The sequence below is a fragment of the Sinorhizobium fredii USDA 205 genome (assembly GCF_001461695.1).
Taxonomy (GTDB): domain Bacteria; phylum Pseudomonadota; class Alphaproteobacteria; order Rhizobiales; family Rhizobiaceae; genus Sinorhizobium; species Sinorhizobium fredii.
In genome coordinates this window covers 158498-175365 of sequence record NZ_AUTC01000035.1, presented here as the reverse complement: position 1 = coordinate 175365, position 16868 = coordinate 158498, and the positions used below count along the sequence as shown (strand labels likewise).

Sequence of the window (16868 nt, the reverse complement as noted above, 5' to 3'; positions counted from 1 at the left end):
TCATCTTTCTTGTGCGGCCCGGTTGAAATTCGCCTGGTACAGGTCCTGCTCATGGCTCGACGGATCGTCCGCGATCAACGTGAAGCCGGCATCCGCCTCGACGAGGTTTTCCTTGGGTAGGGTCACGAACACCTTGAGCGCCGTGACCTTGTCCGGATCGACCTCGATCGCGAAGCTACGACCGTCGCCGGGCGCCTGGCCGGCAATGCGCATCCGCGCCGAGGGCATGCCCTCGATCGTCAGCGTGATGGTGCGCTGTTCGGGGATCATGTTGAGCAGCTTGACCATGTAGCCATTGCGCACCGAACCGTCGGACTCCACGACATATTGCGGATTTCGATCGTGCAGCACGTTGAGTTCGAGCCGGTCACGCGACGCGAGCCCATAAACCAGTCCGAGCCCCATCAACGCCCAGACGGCGAAATAGAGGAGAACGCGGGTGCGGAAAATGATGCGCCAGTCGAAATGCCTGACCTTGTCCACGAAAGCACCGTTCGCGTCGCGCACACGCCGCGGATCGATCGCCGCCGCCCTGTTGCTGGTCGCAAGCGCCAGATTGGCGGCATGATCGCTGAGCGTTGCATAGGAGATCAGTCCGCGCGCGCGGCCGAGCTTGTCCATCACGCCGTCGCAGGCGTCGATGCAGAGCGCGCAGGTGATGCACTCGAGCTGCTGGCCGTCGCGGATGTCGATGCCCATCGGACAGACCGCGACGCAGGCATTGCAGTCGACACAATCGCCGACTACCTCGCCGGCTGCCGCCGCCTTCTTGGCGTGCCGCGACCGCGGTTCGCCGCGCCAGTCGTTATAGGTGACGACCAGCGAATTTTCATCCAGCATCGTCGCCTGGACGCGCGGCCAGGGGCACATATAGGTGCAGACCTGCTCGCGCATCAGCCCGCCGAAGACATAGGTTGTGGCCGTCAGGATCGCCACGGTGAAATAGGCGACGGGCGGCGCCTCGAACGTGACGAAACTTTTGAGCAGCGATGGCGCATCGGCGAAATAGAAGATCCAGGCGCCGCCGGTCGCCACGCCGATGAGAACCCAGATCGCATGCTTGGCAAGGCGCTTGACGATCTTGTCGAGCGTCCACGGACCCGCATCGAGCCGCATTCGCGCATTGCGGTCGCCTTCGATGAAGCGCTCGATCACCAGGAAGAGATCGACCCATACGGTCTGCGGACAGGCATAGCCGCACCAGGCGCGGCCGACCGTCGAGGTCACGAGGAAAAGCCCGAAGCCCGCCATGACGAGGAGCCCGGCGACGAAGAAGAACTCCTGCGGCCAGATCTCGATGAAGAAGAAGTAGAAGCGCCTTGCCGCAAGGTCGACAAGGACGGCCTGATCCGGCGCATGGGTGCCGCGATCCCAGCGGATCCACGGCGTCAAATAGTAGATGCCGAGCGTCACCAGCATGATGAGCCACTTGAAGCGGCGAAAGCGTCCTTCGGCCCGCTTCGGAAAGATCTTCCTGCGCTTCTCATAGAGCGGCTTGCGGACGCGCGCGGCACTGACCGATTCGGCTTCCAGCCGTTCGACGGACTGAGTTTTGGCGAGGGATCGGGGATGCATCCATGGATTCCGGATTATTTCATGATCGCCCCTGTCATCGCCGATTTCCCCCGTCTCAAACCTTGATCTGCGTCAAGTCTGCGGCCGAATGCCAGCGGTGCGTCGATAAGTCCTCGGCCATAATCAGCTCCTTTCGGCCCACTTCTCGCTGTAGGATGGCTGGGCGCCGTCGAACGGCGCATTGAGAAGGCATCTTACGCTCGAGGGAAGATTCGCCGTTTCATTCAAGATCGCGGCACAATGAGGTGCTATGCAGGCTGAAAAACGGAGACACGCATGACCACGATGGCCGCCAGAATAATTCATATCTCGATCGAGCGAGACTGGCGCGATGTCTACGCCTTCATGGCCGACCACGCGATGATGCCGCTTTGGGCTTCCGGGCTCTCCTCGGGGCTGACGCGTGACGGTGACGAATGGATCGCGCCCGGCGAACTCGGCAACGCCCGCGTCCGCTTCGCTCCCGACAACGCACTTGGGGTCGTCGATCATCTGGTGACGCTTGAGGACGGCGCCAAGGTCCATAACGCGCTCCGTGTCGTGCCGAATGGCGACGGCGCGGAAGTAATGTTCACGCTGTTGAGGCAGACCAGCATGAGCGACGCGCAGTTTGCGGCCGACGCCGCCTGGGTAGAAAAGGATCTCGCCGCCTTGAAGACCATTCTGGAAGCAGGCAACGAGAAAGCAAAGACGGGAGAGAACATGCCATGAGCGGCAGCGACCGACGCATCGACTATATCGAATTCAACGTTGCCGACATTGCAGCGAGCAAAGCCTTCTACGGCGGTGCCTTCGGTTGGACCTTCACCGATTACGGTCCGGAATACTGCGAGTTCGCGGACGGCCGGCTGACCGGCGGCTTCACGACGCTCGGTCCGGTCAGCAGCGGCGGGCCGCTCGTCATCCTCTATGCCGATGACCTGGAGGACGCTCTGGCCCGGGTCGAGGGCGCCGGCGGCAGGATCGTTAAGCCGATCTTCGCGTTCCCCGGCGGACGGCGCTTTCACTTTGCCGATCCGGATGGCTACGAGCTGGCGGTCTGGTCGAAAGACTAATGGAAGGTTCAAACGTTCAGATCAGGCGGCAGCGGCGCGGAGACTATTCGCCGAAGCGGATGAAAAGCACGCTGACTAGGCCGAAGACGACGATGCACTGCAGGATGAACATGGGCCAGTCCTGTGACATCTCGCTTGTCCTCTCGAGGGCTGCCGCCGACAAAGCTTAGCACCTCCTGTTGAATTCCGCACAGAAAAGCCGCGCGTCCTGAAGACGCGCGGCTTGCACCACTATGAATCCCAATGCGGTTTCGTATCCCTTATTCGCCGCCGCCCAGCGAGTGGACGAAGACCGCGAGTTGCTTGACTGTCGTGTCGCCGATGCGAGGCAGCCAGGCGGGCATGACGCCATGCTTCGGCGCCTTCATCTGGTTGACGATCGCCTGTTCGCCCTCCCCGTTCAACCAGATTGCGTCCGCCAGATTGGGTGCTCCCATCTCGCGATTGCCCGTTGCATCCGCGCCGTGGCATGCGGAACAATTGTCCGCGAAAAGCTGCTTTCCGTTCGCAACGAGCGCTGGATCGGACGACGTCCCAGTGAGACTGACGACGTAGGCCGCGGTATCGCGCATCTCTTCGGGCGTCAGCATCTCCGCGAAGGATGACATCTCGGAGACGCGCGTTTCCGCATCGCCGCCATGGCGCACGCCATGCGCGATCGTCTGATAAATCTCCTCGGGCTTGCCGCCCCAGAGCCACTCGTCGTCGTTGAGGTTCGGAAAGCCCTTGGCGCCGGCCGCGCCGGAACCGTGGCACTGGGCACAGTTGACCTTGAAGGCCGAGGCACCGCCTGCAACGGCGAATTGCTGAAGTTGCGGATCCGCGATGATCTCCTCCAGCGAACTCGACGCGATGCGCTCAAGGCTGCCTGCTTGCGCTGCCTTGGCATTGGCAAGCTCGGTGCTCACCTCGGCGCGGCTGGAGAAGCCGAGCATGCCCTTCGTCGCATCCGTCAACATCGGGATCGATGGATAAGCAATTGCGTAACCGACGCCCCATAGGATCGTGGCGTAGAAGGTGTAGACCCACCAGCGAGGCATCGGATTGTTGAGTTCGCGAATGCCATCCCATTCGTGGCCGGTGGTTTCGACGCCGCTGATCTCGTCAATATGCTTGTCCGCCATGATCAGTCCTCCTTTCGAGCGGCATGAGGAAAAGTGTGCTGCGGGTTTCCGCCCGCGTGCCGCTCTGGCGTAGAGCCGATCACATCGTGATTGAAGGGGATGGAGGCCGCCTGGTTGGCGGCCGTCTTGGCGCCAGGCCGGAAGACGAAAGCGACGACGCCGAGAAAGAAGAGCGTCATCCCGAGGAGCGCCCAGCTGTCGGCGAAATGCCGCATGGCGGTATAGGTTTCCATGTCAGCGTCCCCCTCTCAGCGATAGCCGGTCGTGTCGTCGTAGGTGGAAAAGTCGACGAGCGTGCCGAGCATCTGCAGATAGGCGACAAGCGCATCCATCTCCGTCAGCTTTTGCGGATCGCCGTCGAAATCGCCGAGCTTGGCCTTGGGATAGCGCGCCTCGAGGCCGGTGGTGTCGGCATTCGGATCGGCTTGCGCCTTGGCGTCCGCCAGCGCGTTGTCGATCATCTCGTCCGTGTAGGGGACGCCGACCGCCCTGTTCGCCTTGAGGCTCATGGGAACGTTCTTCACCTCGAGCGGCGTCTCCTTGAGGAAGGCGTAGCTGGGCATGACCGATTCCGGCACGACCGAACGGGGCTCGATCATGTGCTGGACGTGCCATTCGTTGGAATAGCGCTCGCCGACGCGGGCGAGGTCCGGACCGGTGCGCTTCGAGCCCCACTGGAAGGGATGGTCGTACATCGACTCCGCCGCCAGCGAATAATGCCCGTAGCGCTCGACCTCATCGCGGAACGGCCGGATCATCTGGCTGTGACAGACATAGCAGCCCTCGCGGACATAGATATCGCGACCGGCAAGCTCCAGCGGCGAATAGGGCCGCATCCCTTCGACCTTCTCGATCGTGTTTTCGAGGTAGAAGAGCGGGGAGATTTCGACGATGCCGCCGATCGAGACGACGAGCAGGGAACCGACGAGCAGCAGCGTCGCATTGCGTTCGAGCAGCGAATGTTTGTCGAGAATGGACATGGGTCTCCCCTCCTATTCCGCAGCCGCGGGCAGCGCCGCAGCATCGAGGATCGAAGCCTCGTCGCGGACACGACCGAGGATGGTCATCGTTACATTGAAGGCCATGATCAGCGCGCCGGCGAGGAACAGGGCGCCACCGGCGGCACGCATGACATAGTAGGGGAACATCGCCGCGACCGATTCCGCGAAGGAATAGACGAGGAAGCCCTGGTCGTCGTATTCGCGCCACATCAGCCCCTGCTGGATGCCGGCAACCCACATGGTGGCGGCGTAGACGACGATACCGAGCGTGGCGAGCCAGAAGTGCCAGTTGACCATGCGCAGGCTATAGAGCCGCTCGCGGTTCCATAGCTTCGGCACCAGGTAATAGATGGCACCGAAGGTAATCAGGCCATTCCAGCCGAGCGCGCCGGAATGCACGTGGCCGATGGTCCAGTCGGTGTAGTGGCTGAGCGAGTTGACGGCCTTGATCGACATCATCGGCCCTTCGAAGGTCGCCATGCCGTAGAAGGCGACGGCCATCACCATCATGCGCACGATGGGGTCGGTGCGGACCTTGTCCCAGGCTCCCGACAGCGTCATCAAACCATTGATCATGCCGCCCCATGAGGGCATCCAGAGCATCACGGAAAAGACCATGCCGAGCGTCTGCGCCCAGTCGGGCAGCGCCGTATAATGAAGGTGATGGGGACCGGCCCAGATATACATGAAGATCAGCGACCAGAAGTGGATGATCGACAGCCGGTAGGAATAGACGGGGCGGTTCACCTGCTTGGGGATGAAGTAATACATCATCGCCAGGAAGCCGGCGGTCAGGAAGAAACCGACGGCGTTATGGCCGTACCACCATTGTGTCAGCGCATCCTGCACGCCCGCGAAGGCCGAGTAGCTCTTGGAGCCGAGGAACGAGACCGGCACCGCCAGGTTGTTGACGATGTGGAGCATTGCGATCGTCACGATGAAAGCGAGATAGAACCAGTTCGCCACGTAGATGTGCGGCTCCTTGCGCACGAGGATCGTGCCGAGGAAGGCAACGAGGTAGGCGACCCACACGATCGTCAGCCAGAGGTCGACGTACCATTCCGGTTCCGCATATTCGCGCCCCTGGGTTATCCCGAGCAGATAGCCGGTGGCGGCAAGCACGATGAAGAGCTGGTAGCCCCAGAAGACGAACCAGCCGAGATTGCCGCCGAACAGTCGGGCGCGGCTGGTGCGTTGCACGACATAGAGGGAGGTCGCAATCAGGGCATTGCCGCCGAATGCGAAAATGACCGCCGAGGTGTGCAGCGGCCGCACGCGCCCGAAGTTGAACCAAGGCTCGATATTGAGGTCGGGAAAGGCGAGTTGCAGCGCCACGACGACGCCGACGAGGAACCCGACGACGCCCCAGAAGACCGTGGCAATCACGCCGTACTTCACCACCTCGTCGAAGTATTCCTGGCGTGGCGCCTGCCCTGCAAAGGCCGGCCGAAAATCGACCCGCCGCATCAGCACGATCGTACCGCCGAACAGCGCGAAGAACAGCACCCACATATGCGCTGCAAAAAAACGATCCTCAGCGAAACCGGCCCCCACCAGCGCCAGGAAAGCGCCGATACCGAGCAGGATCGTCTCCACCGTATATTTCATTGTTGGGCCCCCAACTTTTCCACCTGCCAGCCATCACGCGCATCGTCGCGCGTCGGCCAATGCGGCTGGAGAATTGTCGGAATCATCCATCACCTGCCTTGATTCAGATCAAGGTTAGGTACGGCGCACTGCCGCATCCTCCCTGTCGTGGAGGACTGCGACGTGAAGAGATGCTGGACGGGACCTGAGCGCATGATAACGAGAATCAAGGGACTTGCGCCTTCTCACGGCGCGCAGTCGCGGCCGCCGACAATGGCCGCCGCCGAGCCGCTCGCTTGGCTTGCGGAGGCTCACAAGGATCAATTGGCGCTCTGCGACAGCCTGGAGGCCATTGCCGACAACCTTCCGGAGATCGACCGGGAGATCTGCGCCTATGCCGCAAGAATGCTCGGCCCCTTGCTCCGGGAACTGCACGCCGGTGAGGAACGGCTCGTCTTTGCCTGTATCGAAAGAAGGAGCGGCGACGATCCCGCCCTGGCCGCCATGCTCGAAGAGCTGAAATACGAGCATTGCGAGGACGAATGCTACGCGGAGGAATTGTCCGAGATGCTGGCGCGGCTCGGGGCGGCGGACGCAAGCGCCAACGCCGAAACCGCCGGTTATATGCTGCGCGGGTTCTTCACGAATGTGCGTCGGCACATAGTCTTCGAGCAAGAATGCCTGCGCGGCATTCTCGCCCGGCACCGAGGTGAGCAGCCAGGAACGCTGCCGGCTTGAGCGAAGGTCAAGCGGCGACCGCCCTACGCCTGTCGGCATGTTCCTGAATGACCAGGATAGCGCCGATGAGCTTGCCGGCGCATGATCGGCAGGGTGTCATGCGGCAGCGGACGACGACCGTTCGGCTGTCGACGGTCTTGGCAAAGGTGTAATCGATTATCTCGCCGGCGAAACAGCGGTCGAGATGGAGCTTGACGCGCTCTTCGAAACGCTGGAGGCCGATGAACTCCACGACATGCCGTCCGACCAGGTCCATCGGCCGGCGTTCTAGATGGCTCGCATGCGCGGCATTGGTGTAGAGGTACCGGTAATCCGGCGTGATGACCGCGACACGGTCGGGAAGACAGTCGAGGATCGCCTCGTTGAGCAATCCCTCGTCGGCACGCCCTTTGGTCGGCATTTTCGGGGCCCGGTCGAGATCCAGCCCGGTGAGGTCGGCGCTTCTCGTCGCCGCAAGATAGCGGTCGATCAGCGATTTGAGCAATCGCGAATGGCGCAGCACACAGGCGATGTCGTCCGCCTCGGCACGCAACAGGTCCACGAGAAACTGGAACTGCAGGCGGGCATCTTCGACGCTGGCGGCCTTCTCGGCGTAGACAGCCCTCAGAATTGGCTCGAGTTCACGGTCGAGGATACCGATCAGATGGTCGTCTGCGATCTTTACCGCATACTGCAACTGCGAATACTTGAACCAAAACAGCTCAATCAATTCGTTCAATTTGAAAACCTCATTCCCGCGGCGAAGGCCGCGCCAATGCGTTCAAGGCGAGTAAGTGCAGCTGAAAATTTCTATGTTTTGACCGACCCCGGTGCAACGCGAAACCGCGTTGCACCTTCCACGCCCCAGCGCCACGACGAGTGTACACTCATCGTCTAGTCGTTCAACAGCAGAAGGAAGCGGCGATCTCCCGCAAACGTTTTCGACGCCGTATATTTGCGGACACCGTTCGGAATTCGGGGCAAACCGATACTTCGCTCCGCTTCGAAAGATTGGGCGCCACGTCATTGTGCAGCGGCCTTCCCGTCCGCAAAACAACCGATTGGCTCAGAGACTGCCCTTGATCCGCCAGCGGTCGTGATACCAGAGCCATTGGCCCGGATATTCGCGGACCCAGCTTTCGACCTTGTCGTTCAGCATCTGCGCCGTTGCGTTGACGTCGACGCTGCCATCGGCCCTGCGCGGAATTTCGACGGCCGGCTCCAGTTCCAGGCGGAAGCGACCGCCGGGGAGACGAACGCAACGGGCCGGATAGACCTCGCAATTGAACTGGCGGACCAGTTTCGCGAGCAGCGGATTGGTCTGGACGTCCTGTCCGAAAAACTTCGTCTTCAGCCCCTTGCGGAACTTCTGGTCGACCAGCACGCCAACGGCGCCGCCGCGTTCGAGCTGGCGGGCGAGCGCAAAGGAAGAGCCCGCATGGGACGGCACGAGATTGCCCATCCGCTCCTTGCGGAATTCGAAGACCTTGTCGGCCATGTAAGGATTGTTCGGCGGCCGGAAGAGGACCGTCACGTCCAGCCCAAAAGCGGACCCCGCCACCGGCAGCATTTCGAAATTGCCGCTATGGGCCGTGAAGACGATGAAGGGCCGTGGATTGTCGCGCAGTTCCAGGAAGAGCGGAATCCCCGAGACCTCCACCCTGCCCGGCTCCGGGCGGTATGGATCGAAATCGAACAGCCGGTCGAGGAAGACATATTCGGCGGCGAGCCGGCCCATATTGCCCCAGCTTTCGAGCGCGATCTCCCCTATCCAGGCGTCGCTCTTGTCCGGAAAGGCATTGCGCAGATTGGTGAGCGTCAGCTTGTGGCGGCTGGTCTTCGGACCGATCCAGCGCGCGACACGATCCATGAAATTGATCGCCGCATCCGCCGGGAAGAGCTTCAGGACATTGAGCAGCAGAAAGACGAACTGCGCGATCAGCCATTGCCGGAAGCGATCGGCAGCGAGCACCAGCCGTGTTATCAGCATCCGCACCGGTATCAATCCATCCGTAGAATGATCTTGCCGAAGATCTGGCGGGACTCCATCCGCTCAAGCGCTCGATCGATGTCCGTGAGACCGACCTCCGTATCGATGACCGGATGAACGAGACCGCGTGCCATCTTCTGCATGGCGTTCGCCATGTTCTCCATGCGGCAGCCGAACGAGCCGAGCAGCTTCAGCTGCTGCTGGAAGAGCATCATCAGGTTCATGTCAGTGGAGACGCCGGAGGTCGAGCCGCAGGTGACGAGCCGGCCGCCCCGCTTCATCGACAGCATCGAGCCCGCCCAGGTGTCCTTGCCGACATGTTCGAAGACGACGTCGACGCCCTTCTTCTTGGTGAGCTTGCGCACCACGCCCTCGAAGCGGTCGGTGCGGTAATTGATGACATGATCGGCGCCGAGCGCCTTTGCCTTGTCGATCTTGTCATCGGAGCCGACCGTGGTGATGACGGTGCAGCCGATCTTCTTGGCGAGTTGGATCGCCGCCGAGCCGATGCCGGAGCCGCCGGCGTGGACGAGGATCGTTTCGCCGGGCTCGAGCTTGGCATTGTCGAACAGCATGTGCTCGACGGTGCCGAAAGTCACCGGAGCGAGCGCCGCGCCGACCGCGTCGACGCCGGGCGGCGCCGGCACCAGCAGGCGCGCCGGCAGATTGATCTTCTCCTGGGCAAAACCGTCGAGGTGGAAGCCGTGCACGCCGCCGACATGTTCGCAGAGATTGTCTCGCCCTTCCTTGCAGGGACGGCAGAGGCCGCAGGTGCGCGCACCGTAGATCGAAACGAGCTGGCCCGGCAGAACGCTCGCAACACCCGGTCCGATGCTCTCGACGACGCCGGAGGCTTCGGCGCCGATGACCAGCGGCATCTTGCGCTTGGCAAAGGCCATGCCGCGCCAGCCCCAGACGTCGATATGGTTGAGCGCGACCGCCTTGACCCGGAGCGTCACCTCGCCGGGACCGGGCGCCTCCGGCTCCGGCAGGTCGGTGATTTCGAGCTTGCGGTCATCGAGCAGTTGCAGGGCGCGCATGGTCATTCCTTTAGATGTTCCGATAGTCGTGCGGCAGGGCCGGGCCGACCTGTGGGGCATATACACGCCTTGTCGACGAGCCGCTATTCTGGGGAATGCGGTGCGGCACCCACCTCTGGCCTGCCGGCCATCTCCCCCACAAGGGGAGAGATTGGATGTGGCGGCTCCTGCGCACACCACCACGGGACCCGACTTGCGAAGCTCCCCGTCGGAGTGATCGGCTTGCCGCGAGTCGATCTCCCCCCTTGTGGGGGAGATGGCCGGCAGGCCAGAGGGGGGTAAACGTCTTCGCCATGGCTCGCGTATCACTCAAGCCGGCTCGGCGGTCATGACGAGGCTGGCGTTCTGGCCGCCGAAACCGAAGGAATTCGACAGAACGGCGGTGACCTGCTGGCTGCGCTTCGCGTTCGGCACGACATCGAGGACGATCGCCGGGTCCGGGTTCTGGTAGTTGATGGTCGGCGGCAGTGTGCCGGTGAGCATCGTCTGGATCGAGAAGACCGCCTCGACCGCACCGGCGGCGGTCAGCGTGTGGCCGATCATCGACTTGTTGGACGAAACCGGGATCGACGGCAGCCGCTCACCGAAGACGGCTGACATCGACAGATATTCCATCTTGTCGTTCTCCGGCGTCGAGGTGCCGTGGGCATTGATGTAGCCGATGCCGGTTTCATCGATACCGGCGTCGGCGAGCGCCGCGCGGATCGTGGCGATCGCCGGCCCGCCATCGGGCGAGGAGCGCGTCCGATGGAAGAGATCGGCCTTCTCACCGCAGCCCTTCAGAATCCCGTAGATGCGGGCGCCGCGGGCAATCGCCGCTTCGAGCGACTCGAGCACCAGGGTAGCGGCGCCTTCGGCGATCACGAAGCCGTCGCGGTCCTTGGTAAACGGCTTCGATGCCTTTTCCGGCGGATCATTCTGGGTCGACAGCGCCGAAAGCAAAGAGAAGCGGATCAGCGCCTCGGCACTGACGGAGCCGTCGGTCGCGACCGTCAGGGCGCGATCGGTGCGGCCCTGGCGGATCGCCTCGACGCCGAGCTGGATGGCGGTGGCGCCCGAAGCGCAGGCCGTCGACAGCGTCACCGGCAGGCCGCGCGTCCCGAACCGATCGGCAAGCCGTTCGGAAATCGAGCCGAACAGCACCGCCTCGTGGAAGACCGGATCGGCCTTCTGGCGCATGGCGGCGAGGAACCGGTTATAGGCGTCGCCCGGCCGCTCCGAGGCCGGCGCCCGGTCCGCGAGCTCGAAGCGCGCGTTCCACTCCGGTTCGATCGGCGGCGCAGCCAGGAACAGCGGGCCGTTGAAATCGCCGGAGAGTCCGGCTTGCGCGAGCGCTTCCAGAGTCGTCTCGCGCGCCATGGCGTAGGAGCGTTCGACGGCGTTCTCGGCCGGAATTTCAATGAAGTCGACCGTGCCGCTGATCCGGGTCGAAAGCCCCTCGGTCGGAAAGCGGGTAATCTTGTGAATGCCGGAGACGCCGCGCTGAGCGCCGCCCAATTGTCCGCCAGCCCCTGTCCGAGCGAGGTGATGACGCCCATTCCGGTAACGGCGACGATCGGACGGCCAAGGTGATCGGTGTAAGCCTTGCTCATGCTTGAGCTCCTTATTCCGCGGAAAGCACGGCGATCCCTTCGCCGCGGGCGTGGCCGATGGTCGTGACGATCGCCGCCCTGGCAGGCGCTGTCATCGGCGCTTCGGCGGGATCGAAGGGCGGCACCTTGGCCGCATGCCCGATCGAAAGGGCTGCAAAGGCCATGCCGACCGGGAACTGGGCCTCGATGCCATGGCCGACGAGACCGCCATAGGCGCGGACCGGTCGTCCGGAAAGCTCGGTATCGAGGAAGGCCTTCTCGCGCTGCGCAAGATCATGGAAGCCGCTGGTGCCGGAAAAGACCACGGTCGACTGCGGCTCGAGCTCTGCGGCCGGCCGCGCCAGATCCCTGAGCCTTGCTTCGAGCCTGCCGTCCTCGCGGCTGCCCCGATCGCCTTCGATCGCATCGATCGTGGCATAGATGCGGGCGCCGCGGGCCTCGGCATATTGGCGCGATTCCAGAACGAGGAAGGCGCCGACGGAGCCCAAGATCATGCCGCCGCCGTTGCCCCGCTTGCGCGACCAGATCGGGTGCCACTCACCAAGGGCATGGCCCTGGATGGCTTCGATCAAGAGGAGGATATCGAGACGCTCGGCCGAAAAGGCGCCGCCGACGAGCGTATGCGTCGACTGCCCGGCCTTGATGCGGGCAAAAGCGGTCTCGATCGCAGAAATGCCCGCCGCTTCCTCGCCCATGAAGGTGCGTGACGAACCCGTCACCTTGTGGACGATCGAGATATTTCCGGCCAGCAGATTGGAGAGTTGGGCAAGAAAAAGCGTCGGGCGGAGCTCCGTCGTCAGCTTCTCGTTCAGAAGCTGTTCGCGATCGTTGCGCTTCAGGCCCTCGTCGACGATCAGCGAGTCGACATTGATATCGCGCTCGCCGCCGCCGGCCGCGACGATCATGTCCATGCTGCCGCAGGCTTCAAGATTGTCCTTGAGCCCCGCATCGTCCAGTGCAAGGCCGGCTGCGAAGACACCGAGGCGCTGCCAATTCTCCATCTGCCGCTGATCGCCGCGCTTGGCGATCTGCTGCGACCAGTCGATCTCCGGCAGAGGATGGACCGGATAGGGCGCGAAGCGCTCCGTCTCGACCCGAGCCTTCGGCGGTTCGACGGCATTCAGCAAGGCTACATGCGGCTCGGCGCCGACGCCCTGGCTCGTCACAATGCCGACGCCGGTGATCACAACGTCGTTCGCGGATTTGCTCATTTTACTTCTCCGATGCGGCCGTCGCGGCCATCAATCCCACTTCCTCGGCGCGCTTGCGGACGATCTCGCCCAGCGGTACCTGATCAAATGGCATCGTCCTTAGCTTGAGCTGGGCGTCGCAGATCTTCTTGCCGCCCGAAACGATCTTGGCCTTGGTCACCGCGAAGCCCGAGCCTTCGTGCTCCAGGAATGCTTCTATCTCGAGTTCGGCGGAAGGCTCGACGAAAGCGCGCATCTTGGCGCCGTCGACCGACATCAGGAAGGGCATCGCCACGAATTTCGTGGCGGCAAGCACGAGGAAACCGGAGGCCTGCGCCATCGTTTCTATCAAGAGCACGCCGGGAACCAGCGGATAGCCCGGGAAATGCCCCTCGAACACCGGGCTCTTCTCCGGAACCACGGACCGGGCCGTCAGCCGGCCCGCCGCAAGATCGACCGTTTCAATCCGGTCGATCATCTGGAAATATTCAAGGAGCATGAGGGCCTATCCCGTTCGTTTCGGGCTCAAGTAAAAATGCCGATGCCGCCTGTCAAGCGAAGGACGCTGCAGGCGGCATCGTTAAACGGATCGAGTCGTGTCTCAGCAGCGAGTCAATCAGGCCTTGGCCGCCCGAAGCTCATCGATCTTGGCACAGAGGTTCTGCAGCACGAAGTATTCCTCGGTCGACACCTTGCCTTCGTTGACTTCCTGGGTCCACTGCTCAAGCGGAATCTTGATGCCGAATTCCTTGTCGATCGCAAAGACGATGTCGAGGAAGTCCAAACTGTCGATACCGAGATCATCGATCGTGTGGCTTTCCGGCTTGATCGTTTCGCGGTCGATCTCGCTCGTTTCCGCAATGATGTCGGCAACCTTGTCGAATGTAGCTGTCACGCGCTTACCTCTTGAAAATCGAGTCTTGGCGATCCCTATAGAAAAATGCACCGCAAAAGCCAATGCCTCCCGGCCTTTTGCCACTCAGATTCGAAAAATGGTGTTGCCAAACGGAAACCGTGTGCCGCTGGGCGCCGATATCCGCCGGAAACGGTCCCGCGCCCGCACCTGCCGGCGCCTTTTTTGATCTTGATCAAGTGATCGCCAGCCAAAGCCGATAAATTGACATTCGTCAGTTCGGCCTGAGACATAGTTTCGCGCTTGGCGGATTCATACACGTCTAGGCTTGATTTAAGCGGGACGTTCCCCTTTTGCTCGTGACAAACGGCGAGGCAGTGAGAGATGCAGATCGTGGTCGAACATAGTCGCAAGGACATCCACAATTCCGACATTCCCGTCGTCTGCGCCGCTTGCGAGGCGCGCCACGGCGGCGTTTGCGGCACGTTGACAGCGAGCCAGCTCACCGAACTCAGCCGCCATGCAGCGCGTCGGCGCGTCGAGCCCGGCAGCGAGATGATCGGCCAGGGCGAAGCAGCGAACAACTATGCAAACATCATTCGCGGCGTGGTGAAGCTCAGCAAGATGCTTTCCGATGGCCGCCAGCAGATCGTCGGGCTGCAATTCGCCCCTGACTTCATGGGCCGTCCCTTCATGCGGGAGAGCGCCTTGAGCGCGGAAGCGGCGACCGACACCGACGTCTGCGCCTTTCCGCGCGCCGTTATCGAACGCCTCGTCGGGGAAGCGCCCGGTCTCGAGCACCGGCTGCACGAACAGGCGCTCAAGGAACTGGACGAGGCGCGGGACTGGATGCTGACTCTGGGCCGAAAGACGGCACAGGAAAAGGTCGCGAGCTTCCTCTATCTCATCGCCACCCACGTCGATCCCGAGAACGGCGTCGCGAAGGAATTCGACCTGCCGTTGTCGCGCGCTGATATCGCCGACTATCTCGGCCTCACCATTGAAACGGTGAGCCGCCAGATCACGAAGCTGCGCAAGGAAGGCGTGATCCGCGTCGAGAACAGCCGCCGGGTGATCGTCCCGGATGGCCGCCGGCTGATGCGCCATGCCGGCATTGACTGCTGATCTGCCTCTTTAGTCGCCTCCAACTGCACGACTCTTAGAAAAGCAGGAACGGCAGAACAAGGAAGGCAGAGGCCAGAGCGAGCGTGGTGCAAGCGCCATGGAAGACGGCCACGGCGGCGTCGATATCGTCTACCGTTGCAACCGCGCGGCCGGCGCCGTTGATCATCGGCTCGTCCACGCTGACGCCGCCATAGACGCGCGGCCCGGCAAGTTGAATACCGAGCGCGCCCGCCATCGCGGCCTCCGGCCAGCCGGAATTGGGCGAGCGGTGAAAGCCATGATCACGCTTTGCCACATCGATCGCGGCCTTTGCCGCCTCGATGCCGCGTTTGAAACGGGCGCCGGCGGCAATCAGGAACACCGAAAGTCGTGCGGCCGGCAGGTTGGCGAGGTCGTCGAGTCGCGCCGAAGCCCAGCCGAAATGAAGATATTTCGGGCTTTTGTGGCCGATCATGGAATCGGCCGTGTTCAGCATCTTGTAGGCAAGGAGGCCGGGAAGTCCGGCCACCGCATACCAAAGGGCGGGCGCGACGACGCCATCGGAAAAGTTTTCCGCGAGGCTTTCGATCGCGGCCCGGCAAACGCCGGGCTCATCGAGCGTTTTGGGATCACGGCCGACGATCATCGAGACAGCCTCGCGGCCGCCCGCAAGACCATCACTGCGCAGGCCCTCAGCGACCCGGCGAACGTGATCGCCGAGGCTCTTCTGGGCCAGGAAAACGGCAACGGTCATTGCCTCCAGAACAAAACCAACAGCGCCAAGGACATGGAACAGGCGGTTGAGCACCACGCCGAGCAGGATGCTTGCAGCGAGAAGGACAAGGATGGTCGCAACGCCCCGCATCTTCTGCCAGCCGCCGTCCCCGCCGCGGTTGAGCGCTTCGTCGAATATCCCGATCGCTTTGCCAAACAGCACCACCGGATGCGTCAGCCGATCCCAGAGCCAGTCGGGGTCACCGACGAGGCGGTCGATAATCAGAGCGACAACGAGGACGAGAAATATTTCGGTCGACATCTACACTCCTGCTAGGCGCAAGGCTTCGGCAAGACGGCGGTCGCCGTCCGCGTCCGCGGCCAGACCGATCCGCAGCCAGCGCCGATCGTAGTCGAACTTGCGCGTCAGAATGCGCTCCCGGCAGAGGCCCGCATGAAGATCGTTTGCTCGTTCATGGTCGACGAGCGCGAAGAGCCCGGTACCTCCGACGACATTGATGCCGGCGCTGCAAAGCACCGTGTGAAGTGCCTCATTGCGCTGGAGGATGCCATCCCTGATCGGCTTCGTGTCGCTTTCCAACAGCGTTGCCGAAATCGAGAGCGCCGGACCTGAAACCGCCCAAGGGCCAAGCCATTCGCGGAAGGATGTGGTGATCGTCGCGTTGGCGACGACGAAGCCAAGCCGGAGGCCTGCGAGACCGAAGAACTTGCCGAAGGAGCGAAGGACGACGAGGTTGTCCTGGGCGGCGACATGCGGAGCAACGCTTGCCTCCGGCTCGAGATCCCCGAACGCCTCGTCGACGACGAGCAGGCCGCCATGCGCCTTCATCGCCGTTGCCATCGCCAGAATTTCGTCGGGCGGGAAAAGCCGGCCGGTCGGGTTATTGGGGTTTACGAGAACGGCAATGCCGTGCGCTGCCGACAGATCATCGGCGCATGCGACAGGATCGACAGCGAAGCCAGCTGCCTTCAAGACGCGTGCGTACTCGCCATAAGTCGGCCCGAATATCGCGGCGCGCCGCTCCGGGTCAGCAAGCCGCGGCAGCAACTGAATGACGGCCTGGGTTCCGGGCACCGGCAGCGGCATAAGATCGCCGGTCCTGTAGTAGCCGCGCGCCGCCGCGCGCGCCGTCTCCTCCAAGTGCCGATCCGGCAAGCGATGCCAGACCCGCGCGTCGATCTTCGGCAGCGCGACCGGGCACGGGTTGATGCCGGTGGAAAGGTCGAGCCAGTCGTCCGGAGCGCCGCCGAAACGGGCCGCAGCCTCGGTGATTCCGCCGCCGTGGGCGATCGGGGCGGACATCG

16 protein-coding genes and 2 pseudogenes are annotated in these 16868 nt (G+C 62.7%); 4 read left to right on the top strand and 14 right to left on the bottom strand.

From position 1 onward, the window contains the following. Positions 1 to 1575, bottom strand: coding sequence for a cytochrome c oxidase accessory protein CcoG (gene ccoG, locus N181_RS05515; RefSeq protein ID WP_037395451.1), 1575 nt, complete (start codon positions 1573 to 1575; stop codon positions 1 to 3). A gap of 276 nt (positions 1576 to 1851) precedes the next feature. On the opposite strand from ccoG, the gene N181_RS05510 reads away from it, so the two are divergent. Then, the gene (locus N181_RS05510) at positions 1852 to 2286 is read left to right on the top strand and encodes a hypothetical protein (RefSeq protein WP_037395449.1); all 435 of its coding nucleotides are present in this window, start codon (positions 1852 to 1854) and stop codon (positions 2284 to 2286) included. Then, positions 2283 to 2630: a VOC family protein gene (locus tag N181_RS05505; RefSeq protein WP_037435705.1), complete on the top strand. Its 348-nt coding sequence runs from the start codon at positions 2283 to 2285 to the stop codon at positions 2628 to 2630. Before N181_RS05510 ends, N181_RS05505 begins: the two co-directional genes overlap by 4 nt. Positions 2631 to 2890: 260 nt before the next feature. Here N181_RS05505 and ccoP read toward each other — a convergent pair whose 3' ends face one another. The 4 genes and pseudogenes from ccoP to ccoN form a co-directional block, all read right to left on the bottom strand. Beyond that, a complete protein-coding gene (ccoP, locus tag N181_RS05500; protein WP_037395441.1) occupies positions 2891 to 3754 on the bottom strand; it encodes a cytochrome-c oxidase, cbb3-type subunit III in 864 nt (287 codons plus the stop codon). An 83-nt stretch (positions 3755 to 3837) separates the two neighbouring features. Beyond that, positions 3838 to 3987: pseudogene (locus tag N181_RS34595) on the bottom strand (cbb3-type cytochrome c oxidase subunit 3); the annotation flags it as partial. A 15-nt stretch (positions 3988 to 4002) separates the two neighbouring features. Further along, a complete protein-coding gene (ccoO, locus tag N181_RS05490) occupies positions 4003 to 4734 on the bottom strand; it encodes a cytochrome-c oxidase, cbb3-type subunit II (protein ID WP_037395438.1) in 732 nt (243 codons plus the stop codon). Between the two features lie 12 nt (positions 4735 to 4746). Beyond that, on the bottom strand, positions 4747 to 6363 hold the full coding sequence (gene ccoN, locus N181_RS05485; protein ID WP_037395436.1) for a cytochrome-c oxidase, cbb3-type subunit I: 1617 nt from the start codon (positions 6361 to 6363) through the stop codon (positions 4747 to 4749). 192 nt (positions 6364 to 6555) lie between these two features. Here ccoN and N181_RS05480 point away from each other — a divergent pair, with 192 nt between their 5' ends. Then, complete coding sequence (locus tag N181_RS05480) at positions 6556 to 7080, top strand: hemerythrin domain-containing protein (protein WP_060563285.1); 525 nt, start codon at positions 6556 to 6558, stop codon at positions 7078 to 7080. A gap of 7 nt (positions 7081 to 7087) precedes the next feature. Here N181_RS05480 and N181_RS05475 read toward each other — a convergent pair whose 3' ends face one another. The 7 genes and pseudogenes from N181_RS05475 to N181_RS05445 all read right to left on the bottom strand — a co-directional run bounded on the left by N181_RS05475 (position 7088) and on the right by N181_RS05445 (position 13766). Then, positions 7088 to 7798: a PAS domain-containing protein gene (locus tag N181_RS05475; protein ID WP_037395427.1), complete on the bottom strand. Its 711-nt coding sequence runs from the start codon at positions 7796 to 7798 to the stop codon at positions 7088 to 7090. Between the two features lie 327 nt (positions 7799 to 8125). Further along, the gene (locus N181_RS05470) at positions 8126 to 9049 is read right to left on the bottom strand and encodes a lipid A biosynthesis lauroyl acyltransferase (protein WP_037395424.1); all 924 of its coding nucleotides are present in this window, start codon (positions 9047 to 9049) and stop codon (positions 8126 to 8128) included. An 11-nt stretch (positions 9050 to 9060) separates the two neighbouring features. Further along, positions 9061 to 10089, bottom strand: coding sequence for a zinc-binding dehydrogenase (locus tag N181_RS05465; protein WP_037395431.1), 1029 nt, complete (start codon positions 10087 to 10089; stop codon positions 9061 to 9063). 309 nt (positions 10090 to 10398) lie between these two features. After that, positions 10399 to 11681: pseudogene (locus N181_RS05460) on the bottom strand (beta-ketoacyl-ACP synthase). Positions 11682 to 11692: 11 nt separating this feature from the next. Beyond that, positions 11693 to 12892, bottom strand: a complete 1200-nt coding sequence (locus tag N181_RS05455; protein WP_037435716.1) for a beta-ketoacyl-ACP synthase — start codon at positions 12890 to 12892, stop codon at positions 11693 to 11695. 1 nt (position 12893) lies between these two features. Next, positions 12894 to 13370 (bottom strand): 3-hydroxyacyl-ACP dehydratase FabZ family protein, encoded by a 477-nt coding sequence (locus tag N181_RS05450; protein WP_014328697.1) that lies wholly within the window; start codon positions 13368 to 13370, stop codon positions 12894 to 12896. Positions 13371 to 13487: 117 nt separating this feature from the next. Beyond that, on the bottom strand, positions 13488 to 13766 hold the full coding sequence (locus N181_RS05445) for an acyl carrier protein (protein WP_014328698.1): 279 nt from the start codon (positions 13764 to 13766) through the stop codon (positions 13488 to 13490). Between the two features lie 342 nt (positions 13767 to 14108). Here N181_RS05445 and N181_RS05440 point away from each other — a divergent pair, with 342 nt between their 5' ends. Continuing rightward, complete coding sequence (locus N181_RS05440) at positions 14109 to 14849, top strand: Crp/Fnr family transcriptional regulator (protein ID WP_037395422.1); 741 nt, start codon at positions 14109 to 14111, stop codon at positions 14847 to 14849. A 34-nt stretch (positions 14850 to 14883) separates the two neighbouring features. On the opposite strand, the gene cbiB is transcribed toward N181_RS05440, so the two are convergent. Continuing rightward, entirely contained in the window at positions 14884 to 15864 is a 981-nt protein-coding gene (gene cbiB, locus N181_RS05435) for an adenosylcobinamide-phosphate synthase CbiB (protein WP_037395421.1), read from the bottom strand. Further along, positions 15865 to 16866: a threonine-phosphate decarboxylase CobD gene (gene cobD / locus N181_RS05430; protein WP_037395420.1), complete on the bottom strand. Its 1002-nt coding sequence runs from the start codon at positions 16864 to 16866 to the stop codon at positions 15865 to 15867. Positions 16867 to 16868 lie beyond the last annotated feature (2 nt).

Excerpts from the sequence above, each read along its gene's own strand:
- ccoO (WP_037395438.1), bottom strand. The coding sequence starts at position 4,734 with ATGTCCATTCTCGACAAACATTCGCTGCTCGAACGCAATGCGACGCTG.
- N181_RS05450 (WP_014328697.1), bottom strand. The coding sequence starts at position 13,370 with ATGCTCCTTGAATATTTCCAGATGATCGACCGGATTGAAACGGTCGAT.
- ccoP (WP_037395441.1), bottom strand. The coding sequence starts at position 3,754 with ATGGCGGACAAGCATATTGACGAGATCAGCGGCGTCGAAACCACCGGC.
- N181_RS05455 (WP_037435716.1), bottom strand. The coding sequence starts at position 12,892 with ATGAGCAAATCCGCGAACGACGTTGTGATCACCGGCGTCGGCATTGTG.
- N181_RS05505 (WP_037435705.1), top strand. The coding sequence starts at position 2,283 with ATGAGCGGCAGCGACCGACGCATCGACTATATCGAATTCAACGTTGCC.
- ccoN (WP_037395436.1), bottom strand. The coding sequence starts at position 6,363 with ATGAAATATACGGTGGAGACGATCCTGCTCGGTATCGGCGCTTTCCTG.
- N181_RS05465 (WP_037395431.1), bottom strand. The coding sequence starts at position 10,089 with ATGCGCGCCCTGCAACTGCTCGATGACCGCAAGCTCGAAATCACCGAC.
- ccoG (WP_037395451.1), bottom strand. The coding sequence starts at position 1,575 with ATGCATCCCCGATCCCTCGCCAAAACTCAGTCCGTCGAACGGCTGGAA.
- N181_RS05470 (WP_037395424.1), bottom strand. The coding sequence starts at position 9,049 with ATGCTGATAACACGGCTGGTGCTCGCTGCCGATCGCTTCCGGCAATGG.
- cbiB (WP_037395421.1), bottom strand. The coding sequence starts at position 15,864 with ATGTCGACCGAAATATTTCTCGTCCTCGTTGTCGCTCTGATTATCGAC.
- N181_RS05480 (WP_060563285.1), top strand. The coding sequence starts at position 6,556 with ATGATAACGAGAATCAAGGGACTTGCGCCTTCTCACGGCGCGCAGTCG.
- N181_RS05440 (WP_037395422.1), top strand. The coding sequence starts at position 14,109 with ATGCAGATCGTGGTCGAACATAGTCGCAAGGACATCCACAATTCCGAC.
- N181_RS05510 (WP_037395449.1), top strand. The coding sequence starts at position 1,852 with ATGACCACGATGGCCGCCAGAATAATTCATATCTCGATCGAGCGAGAC.
- cobD (WP_037395420.1), bottom strand. The coding sequence starts at position 16,866 with ATGTCCGCCCCGATCGCCCACGGCGGCGGAATCACCGAGGCTGCGGCC.